At 73.3% G+C, this 16,223-nt stretch carries 16 protein-coding genes; 10 read left to right on the top strand and 6 right to left on the bottom strand.

Annotated elements, in window-relative coordinates:
* Position 1 precedes the first annotated feature (1 nt).
* Both WBK31_RS23780 and WBK31_RS23775 read right to left on the bottom strand, forming a co-directional pair.
* The gene (locus tag WBK31_RS23780) at positions 2–661 is read right to left on the bottom strand and encodes a helix-turn-helix domain-containing protein (protein ID WP_364055775.1); all 660 of its coding nucleotides are present in this window, start codon (positions 659–661) and stop codon (positions 2–4) included.
* Positions 662–696: 35 nt separating this feature from the next.
* A complete protein-coding gene (locus WBK31_RS23775) occupies positions 697–1,797 on the bottom strand; it encodes a hypothetical protein (RefSeq protein WP_364055772.1) in 1,101 nt (366 codons plus the stop codon).
* 202 nt (positions 1,798–1,999) lie between these two features.
* Here WBK31_RS23775 and WBK31_RS23770 point away from each other — a divergent pair, with 202 nt between their 5' ends.
* Both WBK31_RS23770 and WBK31_RS23765 read left to right on the top strand, forming a co-directional pair.
* Complete coding sequence (locus WBK31_RS23770; RefSeq protein ID WP_364055769.1) at positions 2,000–2,386, top strand: DUF6578 domain-containing protein; 387 nt, start codon at positions 2,000–2,002, stop codon at positions 2,384–2,386.
* A gap of 111 nt (positions 2,387–2,497) precedes the next feature.
* Positions 2,498–3,745: an IS4 family transposase gene (locus tag WBK31_RS23765; RefSeq protein WP_364055766.1), complete on the top strand. Its 1,248-nt coding sequence runs from the start codon at positions 2,498–2,500 to the stop codon at positions 3,743–3,745.
* A gap of 308 nt (positions 3,746–4,053) precedes the next feature.
* Here the strand turns inward: WBK31_RS23765 and WBK31_RS23760 are convergent, their stop codons facing one another.
* Complete coding sequence (locus WBK31_RS23760) at positions 4,054–5,268, bottom strand: helix-turn-helix domain-containing protein (protein ID WP_364055763.1); 1,215 nt, start codon at positions 5,266–5,268, stop codon at positions 4,054–4,056.
* A 107-nt stretch (positions 5,269–5,375) separates the two neighbouring features.
* On the opposite strand from WBK31_RS23760, the gene WBK31_RS23755 reads away from it, so the two are divergent.
* Genes WBK31_RS23755 through WBK31_RS23745 form a run of 3 tightly spaced genes read left to right on the top strand, consistent with a single transcriptional unit; the run spans position 5,376 to position 9,090 of the window.
* Positions 5,376–6,584 (top strand): M24 family metallopeptidase, encoded by a 1,209-nt coding sequence (locus WBK31_RS23755; RefSeq protein WP_406675521.1) that lies wholly within the window; start codon positions 5,376–5,378, stop codon positions 6,582–6,584.
* Entirely contained in the window at positions 6,581–7,798 is a 1,218-nt protein-coding gene (locus WBK31_RS23750) for a pyridoxal-phosphate dependent enzyme (RefSeq protein ID WP_364055757.1), read from the top strand. The genes WBK31_RS23755 and WBK31_RS23750 overlap by 4 nt, the downstream gene beginning before the upstream one ends.
* Positions 7,795–9,090, top strand: a complete 1,296-nt coding sequence (locus WBK31_RS23745; protein WP_364055754.1) for an MFS transporter — start codon at positions 7,795–7,797, stop codon at positions 9,088–9,090. The genes WBK31_RS23750 and WBK31_RS23745 overlap by 4 nt, the downstream gene beginning before the upstream one ends.
* 139 nt (positions 9,091–9,229) lie before the next feature.
* Here the strand turns inward: WBK31_RS23745 and WBK31_RS23740 are convergent, their stop codons facing one another.
* The gene (locus WBK31_RS23740; protein WP_364055751.1) at positions 9,230–9,580 is read right to left on the bottom strand and encodes a hypothetical protein; all 351 of its coding nucleotides are present in this window, start codon (positions 9,578–9,580) and stop codon (positions 9,230–9,232) included.
* Here WBK31_RS23740 and WBK31_RS23735 point away from each other — a divergent pair.
* From WBK31_RS23735 to WBK31_RS23715, 5 genes are all read left to right on the top strand, one after another.
* On the top strand, positions 9,572–10,402 hold the full coding sequence (locus tag WBK31_RS23735) for an SDR family oxidoreductase (RefSeq protein WP_406673152.1): 831 nt from the start codon (positions 9,572–9,574) through the stop codon (positions 10,400–10,402). The two genes, WBK31_RS23740 and WBK31_RS23735, sit on opposite strands and share 9 nt — an antisense overlap.
* 150 nt (positions 10,403–10,552) lie before the next feature.
* A complete protein-coding gene (locus WBK31_RS23730; protein ID WP_406673151.1) occupies positions 10,553–10,843 on the top strand; it encodes a phosphopantetheine-binding protein in 291 nt (96 codons plus the stop codon).
* On the top strand, positions 10,836–12,017 hold the full coding sequence (locus WBK31_RS23725; RefSeq protein WP_406673150.1) for a cytochrome P450: 1,182 nt from the start codon (positions 10,836–10,838) through the stop codon (positions 12,015–12,017). Before WBK31_RS23730 ends, WBK31_RS23725 begins: the two co-directional genes overlap by 8 nt.
* On the top strand, positions 12,014–13,288 hold the full coding sequence (locus WBK31_RS23720) for a condensation domain-containing protein (protein WP_406673149.1): 1,275 nt from the start codon (positions 12,014–12,016) through the stop codon (positions 13,286–13,288). The genes WBK31_RS23725 and WBK31_RS23720 overlap by 4 nt, the downstream gene beginning before the upstream one ends.
* Positions 13,281–14,660: an amino acid adenylation domain-containing protein gene (locus tag WBK31_RS23715; protein ID WP_364055745.1), complete on the top strand. Its 1,380-nt coding sequence runs from the start codon at positions 13,281–13,283 to the stop codon at positions 14,658–14,660. Before WBK31_RS23720 ends, WBK31_RS23715 begins: the two co-directional genes overlap by 8 nt.
* Here WBK31_RS23715 and WBK31_RS23710 read toward each other — a convergent pair.
* Both WBK31_RS23710 and WBK31_RS23705 read right to left on the bottom strand, forming a co-directional pair.
* Positions 14,636–15,313: a carboxymuconolactone decarboxylase family protein gene (locus WBK31_RS23710; RefSeq protein ID WP_364055742.1), complete on the bottom strand. Its 678-nt coding sequence runs from the start codon at positions 15,311–15,313 to the stop codon at positions 14,636–14,638. The two genes, WBK31_RS23715 and WBK31_RS23710, sit on opposite strands and share 25 nt — an antisense overlap.
* Positions 15,314–15,336: 23 nt before the next feature.
* Complete coding sequence (locus tag WBK31_RS23705; RefSeq protein WP_378787499.1) at positions 15,337–16,170, bottom strand: SDR family oxidoreductase; 834 nt, start codon at positions 16,168–16,170, stop codon at positions 15,337–15,339.
* Positions 16,171–16,223 lie beyond the last annotated feature (53 nt).

Here is a 16,223-nt window from a genome sequence, read left to right as displayed (position 1 = left end):
CTCAGGGCGCGGTGGTCCGCAGCAGCCCGTCGATGATCGCGGTCAGCCCTTCGCGGTGGGTGTCGCGGGCGTTCAGCTCGGTCCAGCGGTCGGCCAGCGACGACAGCCTCGGATGGGTGCCCGCGCGCAGCCCGGCGACGACCGACTCCTCGTACGAGGGGACGCTGGAACGCCGCCGGGCGCCCTTCGCCCGGATCATGAGGTCGCCGACGATGTAGAACCAGATCGAGCGGTAGATGAACAGGGCGCGCTCCGGCGGGTGGCCGCACTGGACGGCGGCGTCGATCATCTCTTCGACGAACCACAGCGCCGAGGGGGCGATGAGGTCGCCGCCCGCCAGCACCTCGACGATCCACAGGCGTTCGGAGAGCTGCTCGTGCAGCATGGTCGCCACCGCGATCAGCCGCTCGCGCGGGTCCTCGGGGAGCTCGGGGCGGGGGATGCTCCTCGCCTGCTCCTCCATCACGCGCAGCAGCAGCTCGTCCTTGTCGCGTACGTGGTAGTAGAGCGTCATCGGCGCGCTGCCCAGCTCCTGGGCGAGGCGGCGCATCGACAGCTTCTCCGGGCCCTCCGAGCGCAGGATGCGATCGGCCGCCTCCAGGATCGCCTCAAGGGTGAGACGCGGGGGACGGCCTACGCCCTTCGCACGCTCCTGTGCCATGGCCACCAGCCTACGTCCAGGCCGGGCGGCGGCGATCACAGCAGGCGATCCGTACGCGCGGCGGCCTCCTCCCGGGTGGCGGCGACGAACGCCGCCCGCGGATCCGGTGCGGCGGGCTGCACCCGCGGATCCGGTGCGGCGGGCCGATCGTGCCGCTCGTAGTGCAGCAGGCAGGTCCTGATGCCGTGCAGCAGGTTGCGTAGCAGGTCGGGGGCGGGCCGCACCGGGTCGAGCGCGGTGAGCGGCAGATGGACGGCCTCGGACGCGGGCTCGCAGCCTCCGTACCCGGCCGCGTGGACGAGGTCTCGTGCGGCGGCGAGCCGGCGCCGTACCTCGCGCAGGCCGCACAGGTGGCCCTCGGCGACGTGCAGGGCGGTGCGGATGAGCGGGATGACCGCCTGCCGGGCCCGGACGCCGGAGTCGAGGGCGGCGGTGACGCCGGTGAGGCTCTCGACGGCGAGCGGCCGTCCTGGCCGCCCGGCCGCGGCCACGATGCGCTCGGGCGGCAGACCGGTGTGCCGGGCGGTGACGGCGAGCGCGGCGTGGAACCAGTGGGCGGCGGCGATGGCGGCGGCCGTGGGGTCCACCTCGGTCAGAAGGGTCTCGCCGCCGCACGGATCGTCGCGCAGCAGCCGGTCGGCCCGGGAGATCTGCAGGGGCGAGGCGTCCTCGCGGCTCAGCTCGACCGCCTGCCTGGCACGTTCGGACAGGTCACCGCGCTCCGCCTGCTCGACCGCGGCCAGCTCGGCCGCGACGTCGGTGGTGACGAGCGTGGTGAGCTGGGACGCGCCGATCGTCTGCAGCACCCTGGCGACGTCGTGCGCGGCCCGCTCGACCTCGGTGCCGTCCGGCAGGTCGGGCGGCCGCCTGGTGGCGATGAGGGCGGGCAGCACCTTGGCGAACGCCTCGCGCTCCCGCCGCCGGTTCGCGTCGTGGAGATCGCCGCAGCCGGCGGGGTGCGTGTACGCGCGCCAGCAGAGGCCGGACAGGCGGGTCAGCGCGGCGGCGAGCCGGCACGTGTCCTCACGCGGCTGGTCGCGGGTGAGCGGGGCCACGACGGTGGCGGTGTCGCCGATGCCGGTGCTCCACTGGGCGAGCAGCGTGGTGTGGGCACGATCGATGGCGTACCGAGTCACGAAGACCTCTTTATGCGGAGAAGGGGGACCGGAGTAGGTGAGGGCCATGCTCGGGCCGAATTCGGCCATGCCCAGGATGCTGGATTCGCCGCTCATGCGGAGCCGTTTTGCCGTTGTCCCACGTCCCTGATCTGCGGTTTTGCGGGGTAGTGCGGCTTAAATCCCGTTGTTGCGGGGCGGACGATCTGCCTACATTGCCGGTGTGAAGGTGAACGTGTGGGTGGTCGAGTGGCAGATGGCGTGCTGCGGCGACCCCTTCAGCGTGGGGTCTGAGGTCTCCTGGACCCTCGCCCCGGCCGACCGTAAGTGGCTGACGCAAGCTCTCGGAGAGGAGACCGCCGCCACGATCGAATGGGTCGAGGAGCATCACGACGAGCCCACACCCGACTACATCACCGTCGAAGGCCAGGTCACCGGCATCTCCCAGATATACGTCCGCTACGAGTACGCGCTGAACGAGAGAGATCCCCACCCGGCCGGAGGAGTGCTCGTACCGGTGCACTCCACGCACGGCGTGGACCGGCCGTCCGACCTCGGCCGCGACTTCAGCTGCATCGGGTGGGTCGCCACCCTCGACGTGCCGTCCTGACGACGCGTTCTCGCGACGCTCGGGTACGCCCGCCGCGCGGCTGAGCCAGGTGTCACGGAAGCCTTCCGCGTGCGCCGCACTTCATGATCACGACGTTGTTAAGATCAACTAGTGCGTAGAGTCAGACGGCGGGTCAGGACGGGTAAGGAGCCGGGGCTGCCGGATCGGGTGGCGATCGGCGTGCTCGTGGCGGCGTACCCGCCGGACCTGGTGGACGCCGCGATCGACGCCTGCGAGGCCCGCGAGTTACGGCGGCGGGCCCTGCCCGCGCAGCTGGTGGCGTACTACACGATGGCCATGACGCTCTGCTTCGACCTGGGCTACGGCGAGGTCTGGAACACGCTGCTCGCCGGATTGTCCTTGTCGCCCGCCTCCCAGCCGCGGCAGGACGCCCGCATGCGGCCCTCGGCCGCGGCGATCAGCAAGGCGCGGGCGCGGTTGGGGTGGCGGCCACTGGCTGAGCTGCTGAGCATGGCCATGGCCCAGAACGGCCGGGAGCCCGCGCCGCGGGCGTACTGGCGGAATCTGCGCAAGCTCACGATCTCCGGCCTCGCCATGAAGGTTCCGGCCAGCCGGGCGAACGGCGCGGCGTTCGGCAGCGAACGGGAGGGCGGGCTGCCCCAGGTCGGGATGGTGGCCTTGACCGAGACCGGCAGCCGGGCGCTGGCGGGCGTACACGTCGGGCCGGCCGGCGAGGGCGAACAGGCCATGGCCCGGCGGCTGTGGCCGCTGCTGCGTCCCGGCGACGTGGTGGTGGCCGATCGGGGCTTCCTGTCGTACGCCAACCTCGACGCGGTGGTCCGCGCCGGGGCGCATGCGATCTTCCGCGCGGACGACGACGAGGACCTGCCGGTCCTGGAGCCGCTGCCCGACGGCAGCCATCTGTCGCGGATCACCGACACCTCGCACGACGGGGAAGCGGCGCCGACGACCGTGTACGGCGGGGAAGCGGCGCGGGCGGCCGCGCGCGGCGAGGGAGCGGCGCCGACGACCGGCCAGGGCATCCCGGTCCGGGTCATCGACTACCACGTCACCCGGAAGGACACGCCGGCCGACGAGCATGTCCGCCTGGTCACAACACTTCTCGATCGCGAGGCCTATCCGCTGGAGGAATTCCCCGCACGTCTCGCTGAACGCTGCGAGCTGGCGAGCGCCATTGGCGAGCTGGAGGCCCGGCTGCACGACGGGCCTGGCGTGCTGCTGCGCTCGAAGTCTCCTGACATGGTGCGGCAGGAGGTGTACGCGCTGCTCTGCGTTTATCAGGCGGTCCGCCACCTGGTGACGGCGTCCGCGGAGAACGAGGCGATGGACATGGGCCGCATCACCTTCACCCGCACCCCCGCCCCGGCAGCCTCGTAACCCGCCCCACGAGGTCACACGCGCAGCACGGTGACCGGTCGGCCGGACGGCGTGACCGCCTCTTCGAACGCGCCTAGCTCCGGCCACGGCGGTGCCTCGGGGCGGCGGTCGAAGATGACGAGTTTGCCGGTGGGGAGGGTGAGCCGGTCGAGGTAGCGGTCGAGCTGGGCCAGGCACTCGGGCAGCGGGTCGTCCTGGCGAGCGTCGCGGTGTTCGGCGTGATCGTCGCCGTCCTCGACTGGTTCGCATCCGTGATGACCGCGCAGGAGGCACAGGTGTGAGCCGGCGCGACCCCGTCGCGCGCGGCGTCACTGTCTCGGTGGGGTCGAGTCGAGGTGGTGGAGTGCGAGGAGGAGGTCGGTGAGTGAGGTGACGTCGGTGAGGTCGCGGCCGAGCAGGTGCTCGATGGTGCGCAGCCGGTAGGGGACCGTGTTCGGGTGCACGTAGAGCGCCCGGGCGGTGGCGCGGGCGGACATGCCGTGGCGGAGGTATTCGCGCAGGGTGGCGAGGAGTTCGGGGCGGTCGAGCAGGGGTGCGAGCCGCGCCGAGAGCACGGCGGTCGCGTCGGGGTTGCGGGCCAGCATGACGTCGAGGCAGACGTCCTCGAACGTGACGACGCGGTCGGTCCAGCCGCGGCGGGCGGCGATCTGCGCCGCCTCCCTGGCCTTGCCGCAGACGTCTGTGATGTCGTCGAGCGGGGCGCTGTCGCGGCTGGTGGCCAGCAGGAACGAGCCGGGCCTGTGCGGGTCGGTGACGCTGCGCCGCAGCAGCCGGTGCAGGATCTCGTGGCCGTCGTCCGGGCGGTCGCCCGGCCCGTCGCCGGGCATGGGGCAGAGCAGGACGAGGTGCTGGTCGATACGGCCGAGGAGGATGCGTCCCGTGGTGTGGCCGGCCAGGAGGGCGAGCAGGTGCCGTTCGATGCGCAGGCTGAGCCCGGCGTCGCAGGCGGCGACCACGACCACGATCGCGGCGTGCGGCTGTGCGGGGTCGCTGCCGATGGCCTGGGCCTGCTGCCGGATCTCGTCGGGGGTCGCCTGCTGCTCGCCCACCAGCCGGGCGACGAGGTCGGTGCTCAGCCGGTCGTAGTAGGCGGTGACCTCGTTCTGGGTGCGCCGGTACTCGGTGGCCGACAGGCGCGCCACCTCGCTGAAGACGACGTTCAGCTCGGTGATGACCTGCCGGATGTCGGCGACGGGGAACGCGCCGGCGTGCCGGAGCACGTGCTGGACGCAGATCCGCTCCGAGGTGTTCCAGGACTGCAGCATCGCCTCCAGCGGCACGCCCGACAGCGCCCGGCTGGTGCCGATCTCCTTGGCCGCCTGCCGCGCCGCGCCGGTCAGCCGGGCGCCGTTCTCCAGGGAGGCGAGCAGTGCCTGGATGGAGATGGGGATGCGGGCGGCGAGGTCCTCCTTGGGCATGTGGGCGGTGTCGTAGCCGGGGATGCCCCAGACGCTCTCGAACGTCTCCTTGTTGATCTCCTCGGCGGACTCGGCAAGCAGGCGCTTGATTTGTGTGATTGACACAAACGCAGCATAACCGCGCCTGGTTCTTTGCCCATATGACCTGGCCTGGCTCTGGAGCATCCTGTGTGAACCGCTGAATCGCGCCCGGAAGGAGCCGTACGGTGCCGATGGAGACCAGCCGATCGCCCGGGCTGCCCGCCCTGCGCAGGGAGCGGGTGCTGGCCGAGATGGCCGCCTCCGGGCTGGAGACCGTGGTGCTGAGCACGCCGGAATCGGTGCACTACGCCACCGGCCACCGCAGTCTCACCGCGACGCTGCACCGAGGCCCCGCGGTCGCCGCGGTCGTGACGGCCGCGCGTACGGTGCTGGTCGTCCCGGCCGGCGAGGCCGCGGCGGCGGAGGAGGCGCTGGGCGGGACCGGCGACCTGGTGACGTACGGGGAGTTCTACTTCGCGCACGCCGACGGGTCGGTGACGAGCGGCGACTATCCCGATCTGCCGTCCGCCCTCGGCGCGGTGCTGCCGAAGACGCCGGCCCAGAAGCCGGCCCAGAAGCCGGCGCAGAAGTCGGCGCAGAAGTCGGCTCTGAAGCCGGTGCGGAAACCGGCCGTGGAATGGGGCGGCCTCACCCGGCCGCCCGCCGCGCTCGACGGGGCGCCGGCCGCCGACGAGTGGATCAGGACGGTACGCGCCGTCAAGCTCCCCGGCGAGCAGGAGCTGCTGCGCAAGGCCGCGCGACTGGCCGAGGACGCGATCGCGGCCGCGCTGGACCAGGCGGCGGCGGGCGTGACCGAGCGCGAGCTGGCCGCTGTGATCGCGGGGGCGATGGCGGCCGGAGGCGGCGAGCCGGGGTTCGTGGTGGTGACGTCGGGGGAGCGGTCGGCGCTGTCCGACGCCTATCCGGCCGATCGCGCGTGCCGGCCGGGCGATCTGGTGCGCTTCGACGTGGGCTGCAGGTACCAGGGCTACTGGTCGGACGTGGCCCGCACCGCCGTCGTGGGCCCGCCGGACGAGCGGCGGCGCCGCTTCTACGAGGCGCTGGCGGCGGGCCAGGAGGCCGAGTTCGTCATGGCCAAGCCGGGGGTGCGCGCCTGCGACGTCTTCGCCGCCGCCGTACGCGCGGTCGAGGCGCACGGCGGCCCGCGCCCGTACCGGCGCCGCCACGTCGGCCACGCGATCGGGCTGTCGGTCTACGAGACCCCGGTGATCGAGCCGGCGGACGAGACCGTGCTGCGGCCCGGCATGGTGTTCAGCCTGGAGACGCCGTACTACGAGCTCGGCTGGGGCGGGATGATGGCCGAGGACGCCGGCGTGGTCACCGAGCACGGGTTCGAGCTGTTCACCCGGACCGATCGCGGGCTGCGGGTGATCCCGTGAGCATCACCTACCTCGGCGAGCTGGTGTGCCTGCGCTGCGCGGCCCGCTACGGCGAGGCGGCGGCCTTCGGCGGCTGCCCGGCCTGCGCCGAGCAAGGCGTGCCGGTCGCGCTGCGCCCCGACTACGCGATCACCCGGGACGGCGCCTCCTGGCGGTGGCGGGACGCGCTGCCGCTGGCGCCGGAGCGGCCGCTGGTGTCGCTCGGCGAGGGCGGCACGCCCCTGCTGCCGCTGCGCAGACTGGGCAGTGAGCTGGGCATCGGCGAGCTGTATCTCAAGGACGAGTCCCGCAATCCGACGTGGTCGTGGAAGGACCGGCTGGCCTCCGTCGCGGTCAGCAAGGCGGCGGCCGACGGGGCGGACACCGTGATCGTCTCCACCTCCGGCAACCACGGGGCCGCCGTGGCCGCGTACGCCGCCGCCGCGGGGCTGCGCTGCGTGGTGCTCACGATGCGGTCGGCCCCCGTGGCGATGCGCACGCTCATGCAGGTCTACGGCGCGGCCGTCTTCGCCTACGAGGACGGCCCGAGCCGCTGGGCGGTGATGAGGGAGGCGGTCCGGGCGCACGGCTGGGCGCCGATGTCCAACTTCGCCGATCCGCCGCTGGGCTCGAACCCCTTCGGCGTGGACGGCTACAAGACGATCGCGTTCGAGATCGTGCGCGATCTCGGCCGGGTGCCCGACGACGTCGTCGTCCCCGCCTCGTACGCGGACGGGCTGGCCGGCATCTACCGGGGATTCGCCGACCTCGTGGCCCTCGGCCTGGCCGAACGCGTGCCCAGGCTCATTGCAGGCGAGGTGTTCGGCCCCTACACTCGGGCGCTCGCGGCGGGCGATGAGGTCGCGGGTCCCGTGCCCGCCCGGGACACCAGGGCCTTCTCGATCGCCAGCCCGGTCGGGACGTACCAGGGACTGGACGCCCTGCGCCGCAGCGGCGGCCGGGCGGTCGTCGCGGGCGACGACCGCGCGCTGCTGGCCATGCAGCAGCAGGTGGCGGCCATGGAGGGGCTGTATCTGGAGGTCACCGGGGTGGTGCCTCTGGTGGCGGCGCGCACGCTCGCCGGCGGCGGGGCGCTGCGCGAGCGGACCGTGGTGGCGGTGGGCACCTCCACCGGGCTGAAGGACGTGGCGGCCACGGCGGAGCTCCTGCGGGACCCGCCGGTGCTGCCGCCCACTCTCGCCGCACTCGACAGGGCACTGGAGGATCGCACGTGAGGCAGACCCAGGACCGGCTCAGGCTCCGCGCGCTCGGCGCGAGCCTGGCGGGCAGCACGCTTGAATGGTACGACTACATGATCTTCGGGCAGGCCGCCGCGCTGGTCTTCCCCAAGCTGTTCTTCCCCGACAGCTCGCCGGTCGCCGGAGCGCTGAGCTCGTTCGCCGCGTTCGCGGCCGGGTTCGTCGCCCGGCCGGTCGGCGCCGTCATCGCCGGGCACTTCGGCGACCGGGTGGGCCGCCGCGGCGTCCTGCTGGCCACCATCGTCACGATGGGGGTGGCCACCTGCGCCATCGGGCTGCTGCCCACGCACGCCCAGATCGGCGTCTGGGCGCCCGTCCTGCTGACGGTCTGCCGGATCCTGCAGGGGCTCGCGCTCGGCGGCGAGTGGGGCGGCTCGGTGCTGCTCGCGGTCGAGCAGCTTCCCGGAGGCAGGCGGAAGGGGCTGCTCGGCAGCATCCCGCAGGCGGGCGACCCCCTGGGACTGCTGCTGGCCGGGGCCTCGTTCGCGCTGATGACGACGGTGGCCGACGACGCGGCGTTCCTGGCCTGGGGGTGGCGGGTGCCGTTCCTGTTCGGGGCGTCGATCCTGCTCGTGGGGCTCTGGCTGCGGCTGCGGATCACCGAGACGCCCGAGTTCCTGGAGAACGTGAAGAAGGCCGAGCCCGAGAAGGCGCCGCTGGTCGCGGTGCTGCGCACGAACCCGGGCAACTTCATCCTGTCGGTCGGGTGCCGGCTCGCGGTCGACATCGGCTTCTACATCTTCACCGTCTTCTCGATCACGTACGTCACCGCCCGCGGCCTCATGCCCGGCGGCGCCGTGCTGACCGCCACGATGGTGGCCGCGGCGCTCGCCCTCGTCACCACCCCGGCGTTCGGCGCGCTGGCCGACCGGGTGGGCGGCAAGAGAATGCTGCTGTGCGGCCTGGCCGGTCTCGGAGTCGCCGAGCTGCTGTTCTTCCCGCTGCTCGACACCGGCAGCACGGCGCTGGCCTCGGTGGCCATGGTGCTCGGCTTCAGCCTCGCGGGGATGGCGATCTGGGCGCCGTACGCGGGGCTCATCTCGTCGGTCTTCCCGCCGGCCACGCGCTACACGGGCACGTCGTTCAGCTTCCAGTTCTCCGGCATCATCGGCGGCGGCGTCGCGCCCTTCATCTCGACCGCGCTGTTCGACGCGACCGGCTCGTCGGCGTCGGTCACGCTCTACGGGATGATCGCCGTGGTGATCAGCATCGTGTGCGTGGCCGCCGTCCGCACCCAGGAGGAGCTGGTCCCGGCCGCCGCACGCTGACGGCCGCGTCCCGAGCCGGCGTCACGCCACGATCGGGCAGCCCGAAGCCGGTGTCGCGCCACGGCGATCGGAGTGAGGCCGGTGTCGCGCCACGGCGATCGGGCAGCCCGGGGCCGGCGTCACCTGCACGCGGGCGGTGTCACTTGAGGGCATTGGCGGCGAGCCTGAGGTCGGTGAAGGCGCGGTCGAGGTGGGTGTGCAGGTCGGCGGCGCGGTCGGCGCGCCAGCGGCGGATCGCGATGGAGTAGGTGTCGAGGCCCACCTGGGCGCACAGAGCGGCGATCGGCTCGGCGACGCCGCGGGCGCGCAGCGCGTCGCTGAGCGCGGCGGCCAGGGCCGCGTTCTTGGCCAGCGCGCACTCCTGCAGGGCCGGGGTGGCGGCGATGACCGGGTGCCGCCGCCCGGTGATCGGGAGGTTGCGCTCGATCAGCGGCACGGCCTGGTGGAAGGCGGCGCGCAGGGTGGGCAGCGGCTTGGTGCCGTGGGGCACCGCCGCGACCGCGCCGGTGAGCAGGTCGCGCAGCTCGGCCTCGCCGTCGAAGAAGACCTCGCGCTTGTCGGCGAAGTGGCGGAAGACGCCGCCAAGGGCGCGGTCGTGAACCTCATCCGCGGGCTCGCCGTCGACCTCGGCAGGTTCGGCATCAGGGTGAACACCGTCGCCCCGTCGCTGACCCTGCCGGAGGAGGGGCCGGAGGAGGGGCCGGAGGAGGGGCCGGAGGAGGGGCCGGAGGAGGGGCCGGAGGAGGGGCCGGGGACGACGCTGGACGTCGCCCTCTACCGCCCGGCGGCCGCCGCCGGGCACCGCATCGACCCGCACCGGATCGCGCTCGCCGGGGCCAGCGGCGGGGGAGCGCCCGCCACGGCCGTCGCGCTCATGGCGCGCGCTCGGGACGCCGTCCGGCCGCGCTCGCTGTCCCTGCTGTACCCGATGCTCGACGACCGCCTCCAGGTGCCGTCGAGCCACGAGGCCGCCTCCGAGGTGGTCTTCGCCCGCCGCGACTACCGCCTGGCCTGGGAGGCGGTCCTGGGCGACCGGCGCGGCACCGACGACGTGCACCCGTACGCCGCGCCCGGCCGGGCCACCGATCTCGCCGGCCTGCCGGACACCTTCATCGCGCTCGCCCAGTTCGACCTGCCGCGCGACGAGGGCCTCGACCTGGCGCGGAAGCTGATCGCCGCCGGCATGCCGGTGGACCTGCACCTGTACGCCCGCGCCTTCCACCCCTGGGACCGCTTCGCCGCCTCCTCAGCGCCGGCCCGATCGTTCGAGCGGACCTGGCACACCTTCCTCCGCCGCAACCTGCACGGCTGAACGGCGCTCCGATCGTCCCGGGTCAGCCGACTCGACGCGGAACTCGACGCGAACCCGACACGAGACTCAACACGGGCTCAACACGGGCTCAACAGGGACGGGCGCACGCTGACCCCCGGACTCGGGAGTTCACCTCACCACGGAGGCGGGATGGCCACGTCACGGGACGATCTGGAGCTGGAGTCGGCGTACGCGCCGCCGCGCACCGACATCGAACGCCGGCTGGCCGCCCTGTGGTCGGCCAAGCTGGGCGTCGCGCCGATCGGGATCGACGACGACTTCTTCGAGCTGGGCGGCGATTCGCTGCTCGCGGCCGACGTGCAGTTCGCGATCGACCGCGAGTTCGGTTTCGAGGTGCCCGCGTGGACGTTGTTCCTGCAGCCGACCATCGCCGAGCTGGCCGCGGTGATCGGCGTGCCGGCCTCGCTCGATCATGCCTGATCTCGGCGACCCCGCGCTGTTCGAGGCGGGCGGCCAGTACGACAGGTGGCGGTGGCTGCGCGAGCACGACCCGGTGCACCGGCACGAGCGGGGCTTCTGGTCGGTCACCCGGTACGCCGACGTGGACCGCGTCCTGCGCGACCACACCTGCTTCACCAGCGAGCGCGGCACGCTGCTGAACCTGCTGGGCCGTCCCGACCCGGCGGCCGGCAGGCAGCTCGCCGCCACCGACCCGCCCGAGCACGACCGCATGCGGGCCCCGCTGCAGAAGGTCATGGGGATGCGCTCGGCCGCCGCGTACGAGCCGGCACTCGTCGCGGCGATCGACGAGCTGCTCGCGCCCGGCCTGGACGGGCGGCCGTTCGACCTGGCCGCCGCCGTACGGGAGCTGCCGCTCGCGCTGATCGGGCCGCTGCTCGGCCTGCCCAGGGACGACCGGACGCGCCTGCTCGCGCTGGTCATGGCCGCGAGCGCCGAGGACGACCCGGACTACCAGATCGCGGGCGGCCCGGCCGCGACGCTGCGCCGGGCGCACCGCGAGCTGTTCGCGTACTTCCTGCAGCTCGTACGCGAGCGCGCCCGCACCCCGGGCGACGACCTGGTGAGCCTGATGCTGTCGCCGGACGGCGGCGGGATGGACCCGGGCGCGGCGGTCTCCAACTGCTACAGCCTGCTGCTCGGGGCGAGCGTGACGCTGCCGAACGTGATCAACTCCACGGTGTACGAGCTGGCCCGCAACGGCGGCTACCGCGCCTGGGCGCAGCGGCCCGGCCTGCTGCGCAGCGGGGTCGAGGAGGCGCTGCGCTGGGCGTCGCCGGGCAGCCACTTCATGCGGTACACGACCAGGCCGGTACGCCTGTCAGGCGTGGAGATCGGGGCGGGCGAGCCGGTGGTCGCCTGGATCGGCTCGGCCGACCGGGACCCGGCGGCGTTCCCCGGCCCGGACGTGTTCGACCCGGCCCGCACGCCCAACCGCCACCTCGCCTTCGGCAGCGGACACCACTACTGCATCGGCTCCCACCTGGCCAGGACGGCGCTGCGCCGGTTCTTCGAGGCGCTGTTCGCGGCCTTCGCCGACGTCGGGCTCGCCGCGGAGCCGGTCCGGGTGCGGTCGGCCTTCCTCACCGGCTTCAAGAAGCTGATCATCACGGGCGTGCCCAGGAGGGGCGTATGACGACAGAGATCCCGTTCACCTACGCTCAGCAGCTGCTGCTCGGGCTGGAGTACGCCGTGCCCGGCAGGGTGCTCAACCCCTCGCTCATCGTCCGCGGGGCCTACCGCGTGGCGCACGAGATCGACATCGGCGTGCTGCGCCAGGCCGTGGACGACCTCGTGGCCAGGCACGACGCGCTGCGCACGACCGTGTCCCGCGACCCCGACGGCGTCATCAGGGCCCGCGTGCACGACGCCGTGCCCGGCAGGTTGCTGGTGCACGACGTGGACGACGAGGACGCCTTCCTGGCGATGGCCACGGAGATGCCGTACCCGCCGGACGAGCCGCCGCTGCTCTGGGTGCACATGGGCCGATGCGCGGACGGCACGAGCCTGCTGGTGATCGTCACCCACCACGTCGTCTCCGACGCCTGGTCGCTGACGCTGCTGGCGCGCGATCTGTCCGACGCCTACACGGCCCGCCTCAGGGGCGGCCCGCCGCTGGACTCCGGCGTCCTGTCGTACGCCGAGGTCGCCGCCGACGACCACTCGCCCGCCTGGGAGCGGACCATCACCGACGCGCTGCCGTACTGGAAGGACCGGCTGACCGGCGTGGCGGACCTCGCGCTGCCGGTGCCGACGCCCGGCAGGCGGGGCGAGCAGCACACGCGCCGCTTCACCGTGCCCGCCGCGCTGTGGCGGCGGCTCGGCGAGGTGGCGCGGCGGCGCAGGACGACGCCGTTCCCGCTGCTGCTCACCGCGTTCGCCGCGGCGGTCTGGGCCGGGCGGCGCGAGGCCGTCGTGCCGATCATCACGGCGGGGCGCAAGCCGTCGGAGTGGTACACGGCCGGGTTCATGCTCAACCTGCTGTGGCTGCGCCTCACCGCCGGCGACCCCGGCGACCTGGACGAGCTGAGCCGCCGCGCCGACGCCGAATGCCGGGCGGCCTACCGGCACGACGTGCCGCTGCTGCGGGTGCTGCCCGAGGCGCCGGACCTCACCGCTTCGATCTTCGACCCGTCGGAGATCGTGGAGCGCACGTTCCCGGTGTTCCAGCTCATCCCGAAGTCGCCGTTCGCCCCTGCCGCCGGCGACCCGGCGCTGCTGCTGACGCCCGTGCCGGAGGAGCGGCAGCCCGCCCCCGTGATGCCCCTGCACCTGCTGTGGTCGATGCGGGTGGACGAGGAGGTGACCGGCATCGTCACCTACGAGGCCGAGATGTTCGGCGGTGACTGGGTGGCGGAGAAGATCGGCGCCTTTCTGAGCGCGCTGGAGCGGCTGGCCGATGCTTGAGCTGATCGAACCCCACCTGACCGGCGATGCCGTCGCGATCGCCGACCGCGAGGGAGAACTGTCCTACCGGGAGCTGGGCCGCCGCAGCGCCGCCCTGGCACGAGTGCTGCTGAACGCGGGCCTGCGGCCCGACGAGCCCGTGGTGATCCACGCCCACCTGTCCCGGTGGGCGGTGCTCGGCATGCTCGCCGTCCTGCGGGCCGGCGGCCGTTACGTGGCCATCGACGCCGCCTTCCCCATCCGGCGGCAGCAGGACGTCGCGCAGGCGTCCGGGGCGCGGCTCGCGCTCATCGAGCCGGACATGATCGTCTCTTTGATCGGGCCTGAGCGCCGCTTCGACATGTCGCGTACGGACCCGGTCGACGAACCGCCGCCCGCCACCGGAGCGCGGCTCGCCTACACCTGCTTCACCAGCGGCACGACCGGCACGCCCAAGCCCGTCACCGTCTCGCGTGCGGCCCTGGCCTGGTCCACCTCCGCGAGGCTCGCCTACTATCCGACGCCGGTCACCGGGTTCCTGCTCTGCTCGTCCATCTCGTTCGACAGCTCGGTCGCCGGGATCTACTGGACGCTGGCCTCCGGCGGCACGCTGGTCATCCCCAGCCAGCGCCCGTCCGACCTGGCCGCGCTCGCGCGCTTCGCCGCCGAGCACCGGCCGTCCCACCTGCTCATGGTGCCGTCGCTGTACGGGCTCGCGCTCCGCAACGGCCTCGCGGAGGCGTTCGCGTCCCTCGACACGGTGATCGTCGCGGGCGAGACCTGCCCGCCCGCGCTGGTCGGCGCGCACTACGCGATGCTGCCCGACGCGCTTCTCTACAACGAGTACGGCCCCACCGAGTGCACCGTCTGGAGCACCGTGCACCGCTGCGTCCCGCAGGACGCGCGGGCGGCCCGGGTGCCGATCGGCCGCCCGATCCCCGGAGCGCGGGTGGAGGTCGCAGAGCCGGGCGAGGACGGCGTCGGCGAGCTGGTGATCTCCGGCCCCGGCCTGGCCGAGGGGATCGGCGACGCCTACCGCACCGGAGACCTGGTCTCGCTGCGCTCCGACGGCGAGCTGCTGTTCCACGGCCGCGCCGACCACCAGCTCAAGCTGAGCGGCGCGCGGGTGGAGCGCGCGGAGATCGAGCACGCGATGGCGACGTTCCCCGGCGTGCTGGACGCCGCCGTCGGGGTGACGCGGGCCGCGGCGGGCGCGCCCCGGCTCAAGGGCTACCTGGTCACCGAGCAGGACCGCATCGACCGCCGGGCCCTGCGCGCCCACCTGCTCGACCGGCTGCCGATCGTGGCCGTCCCGGCGACGTTCCAGCGGCTGGACGCGCTGCCGCGCCTGCCCAACGGCAAGATCGACTACACCGCGCTCGACGACGGCTGAGGCGGCTCCAGGCGCAGCGCGCGGGCGGCCGCCCAGGCCCTCGGAAGGCCGAACTCGGCCACGCCGCGCAGCAGGTCGCGCAGCGTGTCGTCGGTCGCGCCGGCCGTCCTGGCCAGCTCGGCGTGCAGCCGCAGCGACTCGCCGAGCGTCTGGTGGAACACGTCCACCACCAGGCAGGCGAGGGCACGCTCCCGCACGCTGAGGTGCGGGCGCGCCCAGCGCTGGGCCAGCTGGTCCTCGGTGAAGGCGGCGAGGCCGGGGTCCACGTCCTCCAGGGCGTGCACGGCACGGGCGAGCGGCCCGGACAGCGGCGTCGGCTCGACCGGCTTGTCATCCTTCGCCTCCGGCAGGCCGAGCTCGGTCAGGCGCTGCAGCGCGGTGACCACGATCGGATAGCCGGTATAGGGCGCGAGATGCCGGTAGAGCTCGCGGATCGCCTCCGGGTCGGTGCCGTTGTCCAGCGCCATCCGCAGGTGCATGGCCAGGGGCTGCCCGAGGTGCGGGTGGCACAGGTCGGCGGTCAGGCAGACGAACGCCTTCTCCCGCATGGTCAGGTGGCGCAGGCCCCACAGGTTGTGCCCGGCGCCCACGGCGTACTGGGCGAAGACGGGGTCGAGCGCGGTCAGGGCTTCCGCGCCGGAAAGGCGGATCATGGGACTCCGTTCAGCAGGAGGGTTCAGGACAGGCCGAGCGCGCGCATGCGGACGGCGTCGAGGGTGTACTGGGGGAGGATGCGGCCCATCGTGCTCATCAGCCGGGACTTCTTGCCGACCGGGTAGCGGGCGCGCGGCTTGCGCGCGGTGAGCGCGTGCAGGATGGCGCGCGCCACCACGTCCGGGCTCGATCCGCTGCGCTCCTCCTTGAGCCCGGCGGCGGTCATGGTCCGGTACGCCCGGCCGTACAGCCGCCGCCCCTCCTCGCCGAGCGAGGCCAGGCGGGGCTCGACCTCGTCTTCGAGCTTGTCCACCGCGTCAGTGTGAATGGAGCCGGGCTCGATGAGCACGGCCGCCACCCCGTACGGCTTGAGCTCCATGCGCAGCGCGTCGTTGAGCGAGCGGACGGCGTGCTTGGACGAGCAGAGCGGCCCGCCGAACGGCAGCGTGATCCAGCTCCCGACCGAGCCGACCGTGACCACCCGGCCGCGCGAGGCGCGCAGCATCGGCAGCATCGCCTGGGTGACGGCGATCTGGCCGAAGACGTTGACCTCGTACTGCCACCGCAGCGCGTCCAGGGGGACGAACTCCAAAGGCCCGGTGACGCCGATGCCGGCGTTGTTGACCAGCGCGTCGAGGCGGCCGAGCCGCCGGGCGGCGCCGGCGATCTGCCCGGCGTCGGTGATGTCGAGCGGTATCGGGGTGACGGCAGGGCCGAGCGCCTGGCCGTCGGCCTCCTTGCGCACGCCCGCGTACACCGTGAAGCCCTCGCGGGCCAGCAGCAGGGCGGTGGCCCGGCCGATGCCGGTGGAGGCTCCGGTGACCAGCACGTTCTTGGACTCGGTTCTCGTGGACATGATCCGGACACTAGGAGGAACGCCCCGGAGTCCGCCTCCGTCACGTGACTGAT

Origin of the sequence: Nonomuraea sp. N2-4H (assembly GCF_045291505.1) — a bacterium.
Classification (GTDB): domain Bacteria; phylum Actinomycetota; class Actinomycetes; order Streptosporangiales; family Streptosporangiaceae; genus Nonomuraea; species Nonomuraea fastidiosa.
The sequence above is the reverse complement of the archived record's forward strand: the minus strand, read 5'-3'. Positions and strand labels throughout refer to the sequence as shown.

Coding starts and splice junctions, on each gene's coding strand:
- WBK31_RS23780 (WP_364055775.1), bottom strand. CDS start 661: ATGGCACAGGAGCGTGCGAAGGGCGTAGGCCGTCCCCCGCGTCTCACC.
- WBK31_RS23755 (WP_406675521.1), top strand. CDS start 5,376: ATGGAGACCAGCCGATCGCCCGGGCTGCCCGCCCTGCGCAGGGAGCGG.
- WBK31_RS23730 (WP_406673151.1), top strand. CDS start 10,553: ATGGCCACGTCACGGGACGATCTGGAGCTGGAGTCGGCGTACGCGCCG.
- WBK31_RS23725 (WP_406673150.1), top strand. CDS start 10,836: ATGCCTGATCTCGGCGACCCCGCGCTGTTCGAGGCGGGCGGCCAGTAC.
- WBK31_RS23720 (WP_406673149.1), top strand. CDS start 12,014: ATGACGACAGAGATCCCGTTCACCTACGCTCAGCAGCTGCTGCTCGGG.
- WBK31_RS23715 (WP_364055745.1), top strand. CDS start 13,281: ATGCTTGAGCTGATCGAACCCCACCTGACCGGCGATGCCGTCGCGATC.
- WBK31_RS23710 (WP_364055742.1), bottom strand. CDS start 15,313: ATGATCCGCCTTTCCGGCGCGGAAGCCCTGACCGCGCTCGACCCCGTC.
- WBK31_RS23705 (WP_378787499.1), bottom strand. CDS start 16,170: ATGTCCACGAGAACCGAGTCCAAGAACGTGCTGGTCACCGGAGCCTCC.